The organism is Nostoc mirabile CHAB5784 (assembly GCF_020829645.1).
Lineage (GTDB): Bacteria > Cyanobacteriota > Cyanobacteriia > Cyanobacteriales > Nostocaceae > Nostoc > Nostoc mirabile.
The window spans coordinates 195,567-213,762 of record NZ_JAIVFS010000001.1 but is presented as its reverse complement, the minus strand read 5'-3'; the positions used below and the strand labels follow the sequence as shown (position 1 = coordinate 213,762).

Below are 18,196 nucleotides of genomic sequence, written 5' to 3'. Positions count from 1 at the left end.
TTGATTATATATAAGTGTAAAAGGGCATGTTCAATATATAGTAGTGGCAATCAAGCGCTAGGTATATGTTAAGAGATTTATTCTTCCCATAGACAGACGTACAAAATTATCTGACTGCTTTTGAGCAAAAGATAATAAACCGAGGAAAAATCCTCACCACTTTAAAATAAAAGTTATTGTACCGGGAATCCCGGATGCGTGAGACTTTTAGATTTTTGCCTCCTCTCAATCAAGAAAATCTGGAATTTAACACATTGGTCAAAACTGCTCGTCTAAATTAGATAAATTTTTATAAAAGGCAGATGGCAATACTCACGCTTGTAATAAAGGGTTAGGAAAATCCTCACTGCTTTTTCTAAGCTTTAAGTCCAGGAATTTAAATAAAAATTTACCAGCAACTTTAATTCAAAATTAAACAACTATTTTGCTATTATTAGTCCATGCTAGTATTTAATATAAAATTACGAAGACACAAAACAGAATAAATAGCCGTATCAGCGCGGCTACTACTGCTTTGTTGATTCGTAATGTAGAGACAAGAAAATTCGCGTCTCTACTGGCAGGACGAAAGGGCTTATGCCCATAGGACTCTATTGAAATACTATGCTGTCCTAAGCTTAAGAGGACGAGTAGAGAAAACTCTACCTGCTCATTGGCCAAAAGGGCAAGCACTAGAAGTGGAAAACCTGCATTTTTTGGGATCTACGACTTATTTGGAGTAGAATTAACCCAATTTGTAAAGGTGGCTGAAAGTTACACCGCTACAGTAGCGCCAAAAGAGAAAATAATTTCATTTCTGATGGCGAATAATGGTTAAAAGTGCCGTGAAATCAGCAAAATGAATTTCTATGGCAACTATGACCTCTAATTGGTTGTGGACAACCATATATAGAAGTGCTTTTGGCTCCTATCGGCAGGAATTGACCCGTTACACTAGAGTCCTAAGTAGCTCTATGCAAATGCTAAAAAGCAAAATGCCAGCATTTGACTACATCATTTATCAGTTTGGAGAGAGTAAGGATAATTTGAGCATAATGACTGAAACTGCAACAGCGCCATTAACCGGAAAAGCACTACTTGCTAAAGTAAAAGAACTTTCCACTTTACCACGCCGAGAAAGAGCTAAACAGTGCGGCTATTACACTGTTACTAAGAATAACCAGGTTCGTGTCAATCTCACTGATTTTTATGACGCTTTGCTATCGGCTAGAGGGATTCCTCTAAGTCCAGAAGCACCTAAAGATGGTCGTGGTCGTGAACCGACATATCGCGTTAGTGTCCATCAAAATGGTCAGATTGTGATTGGTGCCACATATACCAAAGCAATGGGCTTAAAGGCTGGAGATGAGTTTGAAATTAGGTTGGGATACAAACATATTCACCTGATTCAACTCGGTGAAAGTGACAAAAAACTAACCTCACAAGATATAGACTCCGACGAATCGGACGAAGATTTGGAAGACGAAGAGTAAATTTGCTGATGGTAGGGATAAGTTTCAGGTGATGATAACTTGTCCTTACCTCGACAGCAAACTAGTACCGCTTCGCGTAATTCGTAATTCGTAATTCGTAATTCGTAATTACCATTGCATAAGGGTTTTAGACGTTTCAAATGGGTAGCTTATTTACGCCGAGATGTACTAGTAGCTCTATTTAGAAGAAAATTTTGTCACAAGTGAAGAATACGATTAGACCCCTTGCAAAAGTCACCAAATTTAGTAGAGTCTTGATTAATCAGCAAGAAATCTATAGTGCAAGAAGTCTATCGTGTTTTTTTTGTTTATTTTGACAACTTACTTTGAGTCTCCTGTCAACGCTTTACTGGCGTTTATGGAAAATGCACCAGCACTAGTTGTAGTGATGGCATTTTTTATTTTCTGGATAGTTTGCTGGTTGCCAGTGGCAACAGTATCAGCAATATTGCTCAATTGGCAACCCCCTAAACTTTTGCAGCCAGAGCAAAAGATGCCGTTATTGGTGTCACTCTATCTATTAGCTCCCCTAATTCTATGGGGAGTTAGTTGGCTTACCAATAAATCTTTTTCCGATTACGGCTTTGTTGGGAATCTTTCAACTCTTGGTTCTTTAGCACTAGGTTTTGCTTTGGGAGTGATGAGCCTAGCTATTGTATTTAGTGGGCAATTCGGATTAGGTTGGTGTTCTTTTGAAAAGACGAATTTCAAGTTACTACTACCCATCTTGCTACCGATTTTCTTGATAGCGTTATTAGTCGGTGGGATAGAAGAGTTAGTTTTTCGCGGTTTCCTGTTTACTGAATTAGCACAAGATTATCCAGTTTGGGTAGCAGCAGCAATTTCTAGCTTGATATTTGCCTTGCTACACCTAGTTTGGGAGCAACGCGAAACCGCACCTCAACTCCCTGGATTGTGGCTGATGGGAATGGTGCTAGTGTTGGCACGCTTTGCCTCTAGCAACAATTTGGGTTTAGCTTGGGGACTGCACGCGGGATGGATATGGGCGATCGCTACCATAGACACAGCAGAATTAATTACTTATACAGGTAAAGTCTCTGATTGGTTCACAGGTAAGAACAAAAAACCCCTAGCTGGTTTGGCGGGAATTATTTGTGTATTGGGAACTGGAGTGATTATCTGGCTTTTCTCTAGGTATTTTTAAGCATAATTAACAATTCAAAAATAAAGTGAAAATAGGGCGGGCGAGACGCCCACCCCACAAGAGATGATTAATTTTTTTGGGGTGGACGTCTTGTCCACTAGAGATTCGTTACCTAATCCCTAATACTTAACCTCCAAAACCAGGAATTAAACGCTTGAGCGCGCGATCAGCAACGTCGCCATAGCGTAGTTCTCCACATAGAATCTTACCCATGATTTGGGCACCCGAGGGGCGCTTAACACCAACTTTGTAGCCAATGCCAGGAAAGCGATAGAATGCTCCACCTAATTTTTGTGCCCAAGCCATCTCAGTACCCCATTCTTCATTAATGGCTTCACTATATTTTTCTAAAGCGTTGGTATCACCAGAAAGAGCCTGATTAATGGCTCCTGCTGCCATCAAACCGCTAAAAATTGACGGACGAATGCCTTCTGCTGTCATGGGATCAACTACACAAGCAGCTTCCCCAGCCAAAACCGCATTTTGAGTATGCAACTGTTGGTTGCCATCCCACAAGCAAAGGGGATAACCATACTGCTTGCTAGTTTTGATATCTACATCAAACGATCGCGCGTACTCATCTAAAATCTTTTTAAAGTCTTGAGGTTGTCCACCGATAAACGTACCGACACCAATTGAATAACCGTCCGCCTTCGGAAAGTTCCAGATGTAACCATTTTTCACTAAGCCAAACTCGAAGTGAATTGTGGATTTGTCCTTGACATCTGCGAGAACTTCTGCTTCCAAAGCTCCTGCTAAACGGCGTTTACGGTCTTTGAAGCCTAGCCATTTTGCCATTGGCCCCTTGACACCATCAGCCGCGATTAAGTAGCGACCTGTAACTGGCCCATTGGCTGTGTTAACTTGCCAATAGTCGCTTTGAAACTCAATACCCGTGACTTCAGTATTATCTCGTAGTTCAGCCCCTTGCTTCTGCCCTTGCTGCACAAGAAAATGGTCAAAAATATCTCGTCGTACCATCCAGACTGGTTCAATTGTTGCGATTTTTGCTTCCACAGGGTCGCCCAATTTCCAGGTAAAGCGAAGGGAGTCGGCTTTTACAGAAATCGCTGGGCTAAAATCAAAGTCAAACCATTGAGCGATCGCTGGAGATACACCACCGCCACAAGGCTTATATCTTGGTAGGGATTCTTTTTCTAACACTAATACTGAGCGACCTTGTTTAGCTAAATGATATGCAGCTGTTCCACCAGCTGGCCCAGCGCCGACGATGATGCAGTCGTACATAAGGCTGAATTTTTGCTCCTGAACTAGTGATTTTCTATTGAGATAGTCGATCAATTTTTGTTAAATACCCTAATAAATGATAAAGGCTGAAGAATTTAACCATCATCCTTCAGCCTTTATGCTTCAGACTTTAGACTTTAAACAGTCGAGATGTCCTTTTCTTTTTCTGCCAAAAGTGAGTCTATTTTGGCAGTGTACTCGTTTGTCAGTTTTTGCAAGCTATCTTGTTGGTCTTTTGATTCATCTTTGGAGATTTCAGCGGCTTTCTCCTGTTTGCGAATCGCGTCTATGGCATCGCGGCGGATGTTACGAATAGCAACGCGACCCTCTTCAGCATATTTAGATGCCATTTTGACAAATTCTTTACGGCGATCGCTTGTCAAAGGCGGAATATTCAGCCGAATTACAGAACCATCGTTGCTGGGGGTTAAACCTACATCTGAGAGGGAAATCGCCTTCTCAACAATGTTTAGGGTGTTGCGCTCATAAGGCTGAATCAGAATTGTCGAGGCATCTGGCGTGCTAATATTTGCCAGTGATTTTAAGGGCGTGGGCGAACCGTAGTAGTCCACTAATACCTTATCTAATAGACTCGCATTGGCGCGACCAGTGCGAATCGTGTTAAAAGCTCGTTGAGTTGAATCAACAGAACTTTGCATTTTACTTTTCGCGTCAGCTAATATCACAAGAACCTCCCACAAGGGTACCGATGGATTCTCCCAAGACTGCTCGGTGGATGTTACCTCGCACCGTTAGGTCAAATACCAGAATTGGGATATTATTTTCTTTACACAAGGCGATCGCCGTACTATCCATCACCCGCAAATCTTTCGCTAAAACGTGCGCGTAGGTAAGGCTATTGTAACGCTTGGCGTCAGGATAAATGTGAGGATCAGCATCATACACTCCGTCTACTTTGGTGGCTTTAAAAATCACTTCTGCATCAATTTCTGCGGCTCTTAATGCCGCAGTAGTATCTGTAGTAAAGAAGGGATTTCCAGAACCAGCACCAAAAATTACCACCCGCCCTTTTTCAAGATGGCGGATGGCACGACGACGGATATACGGTTCTGCTAATTCTTGCATAGCGATCGCAGTTTGCACCCGCGTCTGTACTCCTATGCGTTCTAGCGAATCTTGCAGCGTCATGGCGTTCATTACCGTGGCAATCATCCCAATATAGTCAGCGGTTGCCCTGTCCATCCCCGCCGACGCTGCTTTAACGCCACGAAAAATATTGCCGCCGCCAACAACTATGGCGATTTGAGTGCCAGTGGCTATCACCTCTGCTAATTCTTGTGCTATGCCTTTGACCACTTCGGGATCAATACCATAGCCCATGTTGCCCATTAAGGCTTCACCGCTCAGTTTGAGTAAAACCCGTCGGTAGTTCGTTCCCATGAAGTTCCGCTTTATCAAAAAAGTTGCAATTGCCTCCAATTTAAGATAGCAGTTACAGGGACTATCTATGTCTAGTTACGCCAAATCAATGTAGTACCTATTGGTTCTGTTTCTGGTATATCTATTTCTTGACCAAGAAACAGAGAAGCGATCGCAGTTTTCAAATAATCCTCTCCCACCGATAATGCATCTTGGGGATGATTGTCAATTTTACCTTTGTATCGTACTATACCATTACTATCTATTAAAAATGCCATTGGTGTTTTTGTAGCACCAAAACTCCGGGTTACATCTTGCGTCGAGTCCCACAGGTAAGGAAAGTTCAAATCGTGACGCTGGGCAAAAGCTTTCATATTTTCAAAGCTTGTCCTAGTGCCGTGATTACCATTACTACCATTCATACCAATTAATGTGAAGCCTTTGGGGGCAAATTTGGTTTGAATGTTTTTTAACCTGTCTATGTACCACTCTACATAAGGGCAGTGGTTACACATGGAAATAACGCCCACTGCTCGGAACTTTTCAAGATAACGCCTGAGATGGTGTACTTGATCATCAATTCCTGGCAGTTCAAAATCGGGTGCATAGCTCCCAACGGGAGTATCGATTGTTTCTAGTAGATTCATGATTTCTGGCTCGCAGAACTAGGAACAAGAAAAATATTGTTAAATTCAGCGTCAGTTTCCAGTTGCAAACCACCCCTTAGCCGATGCCTCATCTTCGACAATGTTATATACCAAATTTGCGATCGTAAATTGTGAAACTACTGAATCTAGCAGTGATGCTAATTCACTCACATCTAAAAAATAGCGAAAATATTACTCACATTATAGAAGTTATGATTTCTAATACTGACATAATCTAAGTTGTGAGTAAATTACCTCTATCAACAAGACGGAAACTTTCTATGCTGGATAAAACTATCAGCCTAGAAGTTTTCGTGGTGTCTGTCTAAGAGGATGCTTGAAAAGTCCTCTTGTCGGTATCAAAAGTTTTAGATCCCTCTAAATCTCCCTTAAAAAGGGAGACTTTGATTCCGGTTCCCCCCTTTTTAAGGGGGGTTAGAGGGGATCTAAAAGTGCTTAAAGTCACAGCGAAATACTTTTCAAACAACCTCTAAGCTATCACTAGAGCAAAGGATTTAGTTTGAAAATCTGATAAATTTTATTCAAATCCAAAACAATTTTACTTGCGTCTTGCTGCTGAAAGGCTTTTACCCTTCTATGATCAAATTTACCATGACAACCTCAAGTTCAAAAACAGCACTTACCTCTACAAAAACCTGGATTTGGCAAGATTTCCCTATCTGCTATCAAACTCAAGGAAGCACTGGGCCAGCTGTTGTCCTTGTGCATGGATTTGGCGCTTCTTGGTGGCATTGGCAAAAGAATATTCCCGTATTAGCACAAAGTTGCCGTGTTTATGCGATCGATTTGATTGGTTTTGGTGCTTCCGCAAAACCTCAACCTGGTGAAAAAATTGCATATACACTAGAAACTTGGGGACAGCAAGTAGCAGATTTTTGCCGCGAAGTAGTGGGTGAGCCAGCTTTTTTAGTCGGAAATTCTATTGGCTGTATTGTAGCCATGCAAGCAGCAGTAAGCAACCCAGATATTGCCTTGGGAGTTGCTTTGCTCAACTGTTCTTTACGGCTGTTGCACGATCGCAAACGGGAAACTTTACCTTTGTCTCGTCGTTACGGAGCGCCTCTACTGCAACGCCTGTTATCTATCAAACCAGTTGGCGATTTCTTTTTCAATCAACTCGCCAAACCGAAAACGGTGCGGAAAATTCTACTGCAAGCTTATGCCAATGCTGAGATGGTGACAGATGAGTTGGTAGATATTCTCACTTCACCAGCAAGTGATCCGGGGGCTGTAGCTGTTTTTCTTGCTTTTACTTCTTATTCTACAGGGCCTCTACCAGAAGACCTTTTGCCACTGTTAGCATGTCCGGCGATTATCTTGTGGGGAACAGCTGATCCGTGGGAACCAATTAAGTTAGGGAGAGAATTAGCTAACTTTCCGCAAGTAGAAAAGTTTATTCCTTTAGAGGGAGTGGGGCATTGTCCGCAGGATGAAGCGCCGGAGTTAGTCAATCCGATTTTACTCGATTGGATTTTGGAGCGATCGCGGTAATAAACTCGGCTCAATTTTCACGTAATGGCTGGTGTTGAATATAATCAAAAAGATTTATTTTTTGTTGATTGAGCCGATACGAAAACAATAACTTTTAACTACTTCTCCCTATCTTCATTTAGTGCTTTTTGGATAGCTTGGCGACAAAACTCAGGAGGGTCGTCCTTAGTCTTTACCTCTTCCTTCATTTCCTTAGAGACTCTAAAACTCAATTGATCGGTTAATGGCTTATCTCCCTTTGGTTGCGCTGGTTCAAAATTTTGAGGGTTCCCTTTAGGATTAGGCATTGTTGAGAAATATAAATATAGCTTGATACTAACGAAACCATTAGAATAAAGTTTTAAATCGGTGGTGATACCCAGTCTACAAAACAAGTTCACCACCGATACCACTTTTACAAATGGGTAACTACTATTTTATGTTCACAAGGTCAGAACTCGAAATCAAAACTACTGCTGAGTTGAAAGACTTGTGTAGGCGTTACGGATTGAAGCCTACTGGAAACGGAGGGTACAAGACTAGTTGGATTGTTACCTTGATGGCATTCCCACAGATAGCACTCGCTCAAATAAGGCAGGGAAGAGGGTTGAAGTCACCAGGCTTTAGCGTTATTCAATTCCTTGAAGGGGTGGTAGATGAGATGAATTCACCCACTGATGAGCAAGCTGCACTGATCAAGCTGACGATGGAAGGTAAAGCTATGAGCTACCCTGACAGATACGACCAAGAAAGCTTGCTTAACTTGCACAAGGCTAAGATGTATCTTGAAATGGCGATCGGACTACTAAACCAGTAAATCAATTTTGAGGGTTTCTAGTAAGGACTTTAGTGCTTAGAAAATAAGGACTAAATTCCTTATCCGTATTGGACTCAACTGAGAAGCGCTATATTTATTAACTAACAATAAATTTTTGGTACTGTCTCTTGTTTGCTCAATTAAAAATACTACTCAAGGCAATTACTAATTCAAAACTAACTGACTTAAAAAGTAGGCAAGGGCTGCACTGCCCAAAGGAACTGTCAAATTGTCAATACCCAAAAATGAAACAGCCTCTAAAGCAGTAGCGATAAATGCAACTAACAGTGATACTGCCCAAGTTTGCCAACTGTTTCCTTGAGTTCCAACTAAAATCAAACTACTGACGACATAGCTAATGAGCATCATAGTTAGGGAGCCTTCCCAACTTTTTTCTGTCCCAAAAACTTTATACTTATGTTTACCAAAGCGTTGCCCAATTAAGGCTGCTAGTCCATCTCCCCAAGTCATGATCAAAATTCCTAGTGCTGCATACTGGGGTTGTTGCAAGTACCAGAACCAGGCGACTAAAATACCGAAACTGACAGAGTAAAAAAAAGTCCCTAAGCTTTGGCGTCCAACGCTATTAATACCAGGAAGAATGGGCAATCGGTAGGATAATAAGGTGATTGCACTCGCTAAAATAGAAGCTGTAATCCCTACGCTAGCGGGAATATCTAGCCACCAAGCGATTAAAATCACATTACCAGTGCCAATATGAACTATCTTCCGCACGATTTCTGGCTTGTCGGCAAAGCGGTTTACCACCCATGCAATCAGGAGGATGAGTAATACCCAAATTGCAGCTATCGCAATTTGCAGCCATAAAACCGGAATTGAGGTGAAGTCAGAAAATGTAATTAACAAAGATGCAACAAAATGAAAAGTTTTACCCCTGTTACTAATTTATAAGATTTGGGTAGCTGCAATGAAATTATTATTGATTTGGCTGATTCGGGGCTACCGAATGTTTATCTCGCCGTTGTTTCTCCCGACTTGTCGCTTTCAACCAACTTGTTCGATGTATGCTATTCAAGCTATTGAGCGATTTGGAGTGTTGCGTGGTGGGTGGATGGCAACTCGGCGGATTTTGCGCTGTCATCCGTTTCATCCAGGTGGTTACGATCCAGTGCCAGAGGTGGTAGAAAAGGTAAAGGAGGAGTAGTTTAGTGGAGCTTTGCGTATGGTGGCGAATTGAGGGGTGAAATTTAAACGCAGAGGGGCGCGGAGGGAAGCGCAGAGGGACACAGAGAATTCGTTACGAATTAATGACAAGAGCGGTAAATTATTAAAGGAAGTGTTCGTGGGTATAGCTATTTGGGGAGATGTCAACAGATGAGGTTGTCATCTAGCGTGGGAAGGTTGAATAATTTAATTTAGACTTACGATGATTAATCCTACTGCGATTTCTATACCCGAACCACAAATTCCTACTCCTGGCCCGAACCCGCTACCTAGTCCCAATCCTGAGCCGAATCCGTTACCGAGTCCTGAACCTGTACCGGGGCCAGCGATTCCTCAACCGTTACCGGGGCCTGTACCAGAACCAGTACCTGCTCCCATTCCTCAGACAGTTCCAGGGCCAATTCCCCAAACCATACCGGAACCTGTTTAGATTACCTTGGTAATGTAATCCAAAATCTCAAATCTAAAATCCAAAATGCTAAGAGCCGGAATTGTCGGACTTCCCAACGTCGGAAAATCTACTTTATTTAATGCTGTAGTTGCTAATGCTAAAGCTGAAGCAGCTAACTTCCCTTTTTGCACGATTGAACCGAATGTCGGCGTTGTCGCAGTACCGGATGAACGGTTAAATGTTCTTGCTAAGATTGCCAGTTCGGCACAAACTATCCCGGCGCGGGTCGAATTTGTAGATATTGCCGGTTTAGTTAAAGGTGCAAGTCAGGGTGAGGGATTAGGAAATCAATTCCTGTCCCACATCCGGGAAGTTGATGCGATCGTCCATGTGGTACGTTGTTTTGAGAATGACGATATTATCCACGTTGCTGGTTCTGTTGACCCAGCGCGAGATATTGAAATCATTAATATAGAACTGGGTTTATCAGATTTAGCACAAATTGAGCGGCGAATTGACCGCACTCGCAAACAAGCTCGTACCAGCAAAGATGCACAGTTTGAAATCACAGTCTTAGAAAAATTAGCTGCGGCTTTAAATGAAGGTAAATCGGTGCGTCAGGTGAGCTTGAATGAAGAAGAAACAGAAATTATTAAAGGATTAGAACTGCTCACTTATAAACCGATTATCTACGCCGCCAATGTATCTGAAGATGAGTTGGCAACTGGTAATCATTTTGTGGAAACAGTGCGGCAAATTGCAGCAACAGAAAATGCCCAAGTTGTGATTGTTTCGGCTCAAGTTGAAGCTGAATTAGTGGAATTACCAGAGTCAGATAAAGCAGATTTCCTCGCGTCTTTAGGTGTGGAAGAAGGCGGTTTGAAATCATTGATTCGGGCAACTTATATGCTTCTAGGCTTGCGGACATATTTCACTTGCGGCCCCAAAGAAACCCGCGCTTGGACCATTAATGCTGGAATGTCTGCACCTCAAGCTGCCGGTGTAATTCACAGTGATTTTGAGCGGGGGTTTATTCGCGCCGAAACTGTCGCTTATAAAGATTTGGTAACAACTGGTTCGATGAATGCTGCGAAGGAAAAAGGGTTGGTTCGCAGTGAAGGGAAAGAGTATGTTGTGCAGGAAGGGGATGTAATGTTGTTCCGATTTAATGTGTAGATGTAATTAATGAGTGGCCGTTATCGATAAGATAATGGTCAACTTACACTAAGTTGCGATCGCCCTAGATAACTTGACAAAACATTTGATATATGCATGAGTATGATGTTAGGCGATCACAAATCAACTAGCAATCCTCAAAACATAGTTGCAATCGAGCAGCTAAGTAATCGGACAAAAATATTTACAGTCATTGCCAGCGTTCGCAATGACATTGTGTAATTAATTATGTCTGACTACTTATGATGGCTGTTCTTGCTCCAGCCAAGTTGTGAGGTCTGCCATTGATGAAAAATCCAGCAGTGCCAAGGCTAGTGCTTCCAACCGTTCCAAGCTCAAAGTAGAAATGCTCTCAATTTGCGATAACTGTCAGCTACTTCCACCCAAAATGTATACATAGGAACCCAAATTCTCATCATCTGTACCAACAATCACACCGCCTTCTGCACCTGGAATAAGTTCCATACCTTCAATTTTGTGGTAATCAGAGCGGTAAAGGGGGACAAGTTGAGGATTTTGCCGCCATGCAATTTTGTTACCACGAAATCCCAGGTAACCAGCGACATACACAGCTGACTTGAATGGACCATCATCTCCAGCATCACTTGCTGAGGTGATGTATACAATTCCTACGGGGTCTACCTTAATATCTGAAATATGACGAACATTGCCAGATGGAAACGGTACTTTCAGATTGGCAGAACCTGCGAGAGTAATTTGATATTTAGCCAAGTCAAACATTCCCCAAAAAATAGTTGCTGGTTGTTCTGCTTCACCTCGATGTCCCCAAATAGCAACTAATTTGCCGTCTATATTTTGCAATCCAAATGATTCAAAATTATTTCCTTGAATAATTCCTGGTAAATCGAATTCCTTGATAATAGAGATGGTTTTATTGGCAGGCTCTAACCTGATGTAATAAGCTTTTCCAGAACTACTTAAAGCTATAAAAGAGGATTTTGTTTTTTCTGGAACAGATGTTAAAGCTTCTAAGTCAACGGGCAATTCTATGTTATTTGGCCAGCTTAATGGGAAATATTCAGCTTGGTTTTTACCCTTAATGCTGATGATTGCTAAACGACCTTGGTTTTTTTGTTTGTTGTCATGGACAATCAGAAAATTGAGCGTATTGCTTTGCTGCTCTATCAAAGCTATACCACTGATACCGAAAGGGATACCACCGCGAATCGGACGCCAATCTTGCGCCCAAACTTGCTGGGATATGAGTAACAATGCACCTAAGACTACTATATTGATGATTAACCTAAGAAACGGAGGCATAATAACTAGATGAATGAGTATCGCTAACAGGAGTGTATTAACTGATGCTCAATCATAACCAATCCAGGCGATCACTCCATTGCAATCAAGCAGTCTTTTGTAGACACAGCTAATAAGATTAGCTAGATAATTCAATACCACCACCTATAAGACCACCTGAATAGGTTGTAATACTTGAAGCCCATTGATTTAGATTTTATGTACATATAGGACTAGTATTTGATTTTTGAAATACACGTAGGGTGTATTAGCGCAGAAAGTACGGCACCATTCAAAGCTTGTGGTGCGTTACGCTCTGCTAACACACCCTACAAGACTACTGAGATTTTTTCAGAAATCAAATATGATTCCTATAGCTGGATAAGCTAAAGCTTGCATTGGTGAAGAAAGTAAACCAGTTACTGAAACTGGTAAAGCTAGTGCAATAATTTTATGAGCAAGTTTCATGTTTAGACTCTTCCTAGCACTTTTATGTTTGTGAGTCACAGTCTAAACTTCACGATAGTACTTTCTGTAAAGAAAGCAATAATTCGTTGACAGTATAGGGCTTCGACAAAAACGTATTGACACCAATAGCAGCTACTGCACTGAGCTTATTGTCAGACATAAGTCCACTGCTGGCAATAATTCTGACTTGGGGGTTGATTTTTCGTAGGGTACGGATGGCAGTTAAACCATCCAGCGAGGGCAGCATAATATCCATTAGTACAGCACTAATTTTGTCCCTATTTTTAGCGTACAGGGCGATCGCCTCAATGCCATCACTGGCAATTAAAGTTTTATAGTTGTGAGCTTCTAGTGATGTTCTCGTAATCTCTTGAATCGCAGTTTCATCATCCACAACCAAAATCAATTCTCCATGTCCTGTCTGTGGTGGCAATTCTTCTGGAGTAAATGTTTCCATTCCCCCCACTGCTGGCAAGTAAACCTTAAAGCTAGTGCCACTTCCCGGTTCGCTATACACGTCCACAAAACCTCCGTGGCTTTTAACTATCCCCAGCACGGTGGAAAGTCCTAACCCTGTTCCTTGCCCCACATCTTTTGTGGTAAAGAATGGCTCGAAAATTCTATCTAAGATTTCTCTCGGAATCCCAGTTCCAGTATCGGAGACATTAATCACTGTGTAAGGCCCCTCTCTGGCTTCCAGGTTCATGCGAGCATAATTTTCGTCAATCAGCAAATTCTCGGCAGAGATAGTCAAACTACCGCCATTGGCTATAGCATCGCGGGCGTTAACGCAGAGGTTCATCAGCACTTGATGCAGTTGGGTGCTATCTCCAGAAACCATCCACAAATCCTGCGGTACATCAGTGCTAATTTCTATGGATTTGGGAAATGTCTCTTTGAGAATCTTGCCAAGTTCCACAATTATATGTCTGAGTTGCAAAGTGATGCGCTTCCCTTCTACACCCCGCGCAAAGGACAGCACCTGTTTGACTAAATCAGCACCGCGTCTAGCGTTGATTTCCAAAATTTCTAGTAGATGGCGAGTTCGCTCATCTGCATTAGGAAATTTGAGTGGTAGCAGTTGCGCTCCTGCCAAAATCGGTGTCAGGATATTGTTGAGGTCGTGAGCAATGCCGCTAGCTAAAGTGCCAATACTTTCCAGGCGTTGGGCGCGAAACAATTGGGCTTCTAGGTGTTTTTTCTCGGTAATATCTGTGTCAACGGTGAGAATTGATTTGGGTTTCCCTTGTTCATCGCACACCAGACTCCAGCGACTAGCAACAAGGATTTCCTTGTCAGTTTTGGTAAGTTTAGTTAACTCTCCCTGCCACTTTCCTTTACTAACAACTTGTAAAAGAGCCGCTTCGATTTCTGGTGAAGGTTCGTCATACAAAAGCTCACTAGCATTTTGGCCCCAAGCTTCTGTCGCTTTCCAACCGTAAAGTGTTTCTGCGCCTTTGTTCCAGAAGATAATTTCATTGTTTAAATCTCGCAGGCAAATAGCATCTGTAGTGACATCAAGTAATGCTGCTTGTTCGCGGATTTTTTCTTCTGCCAATTTGCGTTCGCGTAGCGCAGCTTGCTGTTCGCGTAGTGCGGCTTGTCGTTCGCTAATATCAATACTGGCGCATGTGACGCCAACAACTTCTTGCGACTCATTCCGCAATGGCTCAACTGTCAAATCGTAATATCGAGTTGTATCTTTGATTGTTATTGATACTTCCTCTCGCGTTCCTATGCCAGTGGTTAATACTCCACGTTTAATTGTGGTGAGACGTTGAGCATCTTCAACTGGGATAATATCCAAGTCTTGTTTGCCCAACATTTCTTCAACAGTCAATCCATTGGAGGGATTGTAAACCCAGGTGTACCGTAACTCGCAATCTTGGTTGTAGACAAAGATGGGAGAGTTTTTCAGGGCTACCCGAAATCGTTCCTCGCTCTGTCGCAGTGCGTTGTCTGCCCGTTGCCGTTCGATGGCATAACGCATGGAGCGCACCAGCAAGTCGCCAGTTACTTGCCCTTTCACCAAATAATCTTGCGCTCCTTCTTGCATTGCCCTAATTGGGAGGGTTTCATCGTTTATACCCGTCAGCACAATTATCGGAGTGGCTTTTGCTTGATGGTGAGTGATGACAAAAGTTTCTAGTCCCTGGCTATCTGGCAGCGAGAGGTCTAACAAAATTACATCAAAAACTTCCTTAGCTAAGTAGTTGAGTGCTTTAGAAAGCCGCTCAACGGGCGACAAATCAACTACAACTGTGGTAACTTCCTTTAAAAACTCTTGTAATAAAAAGACATCACCAGGGTTATCTTCTACTAATAAGACTTTAATATTTTTACCTGCCATTTCCACTACTCCGGTGGCAGTTTTACGATCGCAAACCAAAAATTTTCTATTGATTGGACAATTTTAACGAATTGATCGAAATCTACGGGCTTAGTTATATAACAGTTTGCACATAAATTATAGGCTTTGAGGATGTCTTCTTCAGCTTGGGAAGTCGTCAAAATTACTACAGGAATTCGCTTGAGGTTTTCATCTCCTTTAATTTCTGCCAGTACTTCTCGCCCATCTTTTCTGGGGAGATTTAAATCGAGTAGCACAATATCTGGATGGGCTACTTTAACGTATTTGTCCTGCTTTCGCAAGAATGCCATTGCCTCCACCCCATCTTCGACCACATTCAAGTGAATCGAAATTTTGCTATCTTCCAGAGCGATGCGTGTCAGTTGGGCATCGCCAGGATTATCCTCTACTAACAAAACCTCAATAGGCATAATCGGTGTTATGATGCCCACGATTGCTTACCTGCTCTATCTGGAATTGTGAAGTAGAAAGTCGAGCCTTGACCCAGTTTCGACTCAACCCAGATCCGGCCGCCGTGGCGTTCTATAATTTTTTTACAAATTGCCAGACCAATTCCAGTACCGGGATACTTATCTCTACCGTGCAAGCGCTGAAAAATTATAAAAATACGTTCAGCATACTGGGATTCTAAACCAATACCATTATCGCGCACCCAGAACAAGCATTCATCTACCGACGGGATAACATTTAAACTTTCTCCATCTGGATTTGCATCTGGCTTCGCTACTCCGATGTGAATTCGTGGCTGCTGATTCTGGCAAAATTTGATCGCATTGCCAATCAGGTTTTGAAATACTTGTATCAATTGGGTAGCATCAGCCATTACTTCAGGTAGAGGATCGTGAGTGACAATTGCTTTACTATCAGCGATCGCAATTTGCAGATTAGCGATCGCCTGTTCTAAGACAATACTACAATTTACTTGCATAAAGGGCTGTCCACGGGTGCTGACGCGAGAATAATTCAACAAATCATTGATTAGGGTCTGCATCCGCCGGGCCCCATCTACTGCGTAGTTGATAAACTGATCGGCATTGGCATCTAGTTGAGTTTTGTATCTTCGCTCTAGTAGTTGTAAATAACTCGTTACCATCCGCAATGGCTCTTGCAAGTCATGGGAAGCTACATAGGCAAATTGTTCCAATTCTGCATTAGAACGAGCGAGTTCCTGACTTTGCTGGGTTTCTTTTTCTAATAGTTGCGCTTGAGATAAAGCAATCCCAATTTGGTTAGCTAATTGCTGTAACAACTCCGTCTCAAAGTTATTCCACCGTCGAGGTGCAGCACACTGATGAGCCAGCAACAAGCCCCAAATATTCTCCCTGACGAGAATTGGCACTACAAGGTTAGCTCTGACAGCAAACTGCTGAAGAAATTTTCGATGGCATGGTTGAATGTGAGCAGCTTGAATGTCTTCCATCGCACTCACTCTTCCCTGGCGATATCTTTCTATGTATTCTTCCTTAAAGCATGGGTCAAAAATATTCCTTCCCAAAATTACCGGCCAACCAGGTAGCACTGCCTCTTGCACTACTGTTCCCGAACCATCAGGCTCTAGTTGAAAAATTAAAACTCGGTCAGCTTGTAGTAGTTTTTGTACTTCAGTAACTGTGGTTTTGAGGATTTCGTCTATTTGTAAAGATTCTCGAATTTTCAGAGTGATTTCAGCAAATAATTGCGATCGCAAATTCTGCCGCTTTAATTCCTCATCTGCCTGCTTGCGATCTGTGATATCAGTATAGGAACCTACCATCCGCACTATATCACCCGATGCGTCCCAAAGTGCCTGTCCTCGATCTAGAATCCATTTATAGCTGCCGTCTTGGCATTGGACTCGATATTCACAGACGTAAAACGGTATTTTCTTGGCAAAGTGGTCTTGGAAAGCTTGAAGTACCCAATCTCGCTCATCCGGGTGGATTAGTTTTGTCCATTCATTCCAACCGTTGGAAACTTCGTGGTCTTTATAACCGAGCATTTCCTTCCACCGAGTTGAGAAGAACACTTCATTAGTTTTAAGGTTCCAGTCCCAAATACCATCATTATTACCATGTAATGCTAATTGCCAGCGTTCTTCACTCTCTCGTAGTGCTTCTGCTGTTCGCCGTCGTTCAGTAATGTCTTGAAAATATACAGACAAGCCGTTTTTTGCAGGATAAGCGTGGACTTGAAGCCAGCAGTTTAGTGGCTGATAAAACTCCTCAAATTCCACACTCACCTGTTCTAACATTGCCCTGTGATACTCACGATGAAATGTTGTGTCTATGAGTTCTGGAAATACCTCCCAGATGCTTTGACCTAATAATTCACTCTGGGTTTTTTGCAACAGTAATTCTGCTTGACCATTAATGTAGGTGAATCGCCACTTTTTATCTAAGGCAAAAAACGCATCAGTAATGCTTTCGAGCAAATTAGCAATGCGGATTCTGGCCAATTCTGACTCGGCGTGTGCAGCTTGCTCATACGCCACGAGCTTTTCGGTAACTTGAGATACCTCACTTACATGACGCCTGAGTTCTAATTGGTCGATTACCAAGCGGCTCAAAGCCACAAGCGCCTCCACTTGTTTTTGGTTCAATTCTTTTGGAGCTTGGTCAATTACACACAGAGTTCCCAGCATATCTCCCTTGGGAGTAATTAGGGGTACACCTGCATAAAACCGTATATATGGATAGCCAGTTACTACCGCATTATTTGCTAATGTTTCATCAGCTAAAGTGTCAGGAATCACCACAACATTACGCCGCTCTTGGCAAAGGTAAGATAACCCAACACACCGGGGCATTTCTGATACATTTAAACCTACTTTTGCCTTAAACCATTGACGGTTTTCATCAATGAAATTTACCAAGGATATGGGCGTACCACAAATAAATGCCGCTAACTGAGCAAGATTGTCGTAAGCTTCTTCCGGTTCGGTGTCAAGAATTTGATACTGGCGGAGGGCTTCTAGCCTTGCCACTTCTGTATCAATTTGTCCAGCTTTCATTAACTTTTCTTAATAAATTTAAATGTAATATCGAGTAAAAAGAAAAGAGTGACTATCTCAAGAATAGCTTAACTTCTTGTAATAATTCTTAGTCTTTTCCCCGCAAGCGGCTACCGTGTACACACAAGTCGAATTT

At 42.3% G+C, this 18,196-nt stretch carries 17 protein-coding genes; 7 read left to right on the top strand and 10 right to left on the bottom strand.

All coding sequences use genetic code 11. From position 1 onward, the window contains the following. Positions 1-1,034: 1,034 nt before the first annotated feature. Entirely contained in the window at positions 1,035-1,472 is a 438-nt protein-coding gene (locus tag LC653_RS01070) for an AbrB family transcriptional regulator (protein WP_094350106.1), read from the top strand. A 295-nt stretch (positions 1,473-1,767) separates the two neighbouring features. Beyond that, entirely contained in the window at positions 1,768-2,637 is an 870-nt protein-coding gene (locus LC653_RS01065) for a CPBP family intramembrane glutamic endopeptidase (protein WP_229492194.1), read from the top strand. 126 nt (positions 2,638-2,763) lie between these two features. On the opposite strand, the gene LC653_RS01060 is transcribed toward LC653_RS01065, so the two are convergent. The 4 genes from LC653_RS01060 to LC653_RS01045 form a co-directional block, all read right to left on the bottom strand. Next, the gene (locus tag LC653_RS01060) at positions 2,764-3,885 is read right to left on the bottom strand and encodes a geranylgeranyl reductase family protein (protein WP_229492193.1); all 1,122 of its coding nucleotides are present in this window, start codon (positions 3,883-3,885) and stop codon (positions 2,764-2,766) included. A 137-nt stretch (positions 3,886-4,022) separates the two neighbouring features. Then, on the bottom strand, positions 4,023-4,571 hold the full coding sequence (frr, locus tag LC653_RS01055; RefSeq protein WP_229492192.1) for a ribosome recycling factor: 549 nt from the start codon (positions 4,569-4,571) through the stop codon (positions 4,023-4,025). Then, positions 4,558-5,286 (bottom strand): UMP kinase, encoded by a 729-nt coding sequence (gene pyrH / locus LC653_RS01050; RefSeq protein WP_100898733.1) that lies wholly within the window; start codon positions 5,284-5,286, stop codon positions 4,558-4,560. Before pyrH ends, frr begins: the two co-directional genes overlap by 14 nt. A gap of 71 nt (positions 5,287-5,357) precedes the next feature. Beyond that, positions 5,358-5,912 (bottom strand): thioredoxin family protein, encoded by a 555-nt coding sequence (locus tag LC653_RS01045; RefSeq protein ID WP_229492191.1) that lies wholly within the window; start codon positions 5,910-5,912, stop codon positions 5,358-5,360. Positions 5,913-6,524: 612 nt separating this feature from the next. Here LC653_RS01045 and LC653_RS01040 point away from each other — a divergent pair. Beyond that, a complete protein-coding gene (locus LC653_RS01040) occupies positions 6,525-7,424 on the top strand; it encodes an alpha/beta fold hydrolase (protein ID WP_229492190.1) in 900 nt (299 codons plus the stop codon). A 418-nt stretch (positions 7,425-7,842) separates the two neighbouring features. Further along, positions 7,843-8,220, top strand: coding sequence for a hypothetical protein (locus tag LC653_RS01030; RefSeq protein WP_229492189.1), 378 nt, complete (start codon positions 7,843-7,845; stop codon positions 8,218-8,220). 165 nt (positions 8,221-8,385) lie between these two features. Here the strand turns inward: LC653_RS01030 and LC653_RS01025 are convergent, their stop codons facing one another. Then, positions 8,386-9,087: a diacylglycerol/polyprenol kinase family protein gene (locus tag LC653_RS01025; protein ID WP_229492188.1), complete on the bottom strand. Its 702-nt coding sequence runs from the start codon at positions 9,085-9,087 to the stop codon at positions 8,386-8,388. A 61-nt stretch (positions 9,088-9,148) separates the two neighbouring features. Here LC653_RS01025 and yidD point away from each other — a divergent pair, with 61 nt between their 5' ends. The 3 genes from yidD (at position 9,149) to ychF (ending at position 10,972) form a co-directional block, all read left to right on the top strand. Next, complete coding sequence (gene yidD / locus LC653_RS01020; RefSeq protein ID WP_229492187.1) at positions 9,149-9,385, top strand: membrane protein insertion efficiency factor YidD; 237 nt, start codon at positions 9,149-9,151, stop codon at positions 9,383-9,385. A 222-nt stretch (positions 9,386-9,607) separates the two neighbouring features. Beyond that, positions 9,608-9,835: a hypothetical protein gene (locus LC653_RS01015; RefSeq protein ID WP_229492186.1), complete on the top strand. Its 228-nt coding sequence runs from the start codon at positions 9,608-9,610 to the stop codon at positions 9,833-9,835. 45 nt (positions 9,836-9,880) lie between these two features. Then, positions 9,881-10,972 carry a redox-regulated ATPase YchF gene (gene ychF, locus LC653_RS01010; protein ID WP_229492185.1) on the top strand — a complete coding sequence of 364 codons (1,092 nt, stop codon included), beginning with the start codon at positions 9,881-9,883 and terminating at the stop codon, positions 10,970-10,972. A 240-nt stretch (positions 10,973-11,212) separates the two neighbouring features. On the opposite strand, the gene LC653_RS01005 is transcribed toward ychF, so the two are convergent. From LC653_RS01005 to LC653_RS00985, 5 genes are all read right to left on the bottom strand, one after another. After that, positions 11,213-11,320: a DUF4351 domain-containing protein gene (locus tag LC653_RS01005; RefSeq protein ID WP_308188999.1), complete on the bottom strand. Its 108-nt coding sequence runs from the start codon at positions 11,318-11,320 to the stop codon at positions 11,213-11,215. Between the two features lie 21 nt (positions 11,321-11,341). Then, positions 11,342-12,253 (bottom strand): hypothetical protein, encoded by a 912-nt coding sequence (locus LC653_RS01000; RefSeq protein WP_229492183.1) that lies wholly within the window; start codon positions 12,251-12,253, stop codon positions 11,342-11,344. Positions 12,254-12,749: 496 nt separating this feature from the next. Beyond that, positions 12,750-15,050: a hybrid sensor histidine kinase/response regulator gene (locus tag LC653_RS00995; RefSeq protein ID WP_229492322.1), complete on the bottom strand. Its 2,301-nt coding sequence runs from the start codon at positions 15,048-15,050 to the stop codon at positions 12,750-12,752. Between the two features lie 5 nt (positions 15,051-15,055). Beyond that, positions 15,056-15,481, bottom strand: a complete 426-nt coding sequence (locus LC653_RS00990) for a response regulator (RefSeq protein WP_229492321.1) — start codon at positions 15,479-15,481, stop codon at positions 15,056-15,058. A gap of 8 nt (positions 15,482-15,489) precedes the next feature. Continuing rightward, positions 15,490-18,060 carry a GAF domain-containing protein gene (locus LC653_RS00985; RefSeq protein ID WP_229492182.1) on the bottom strand — a complete coding sequence of 857 codons (2,571 nt, stop codon included), beginning with the start codon at positions 18,058-18,060 and terminating at the stop codon, positions 15,490-15,492. Between the last annotated feature and the right edge of the window lie 136 nt (positions 18,061-18,196).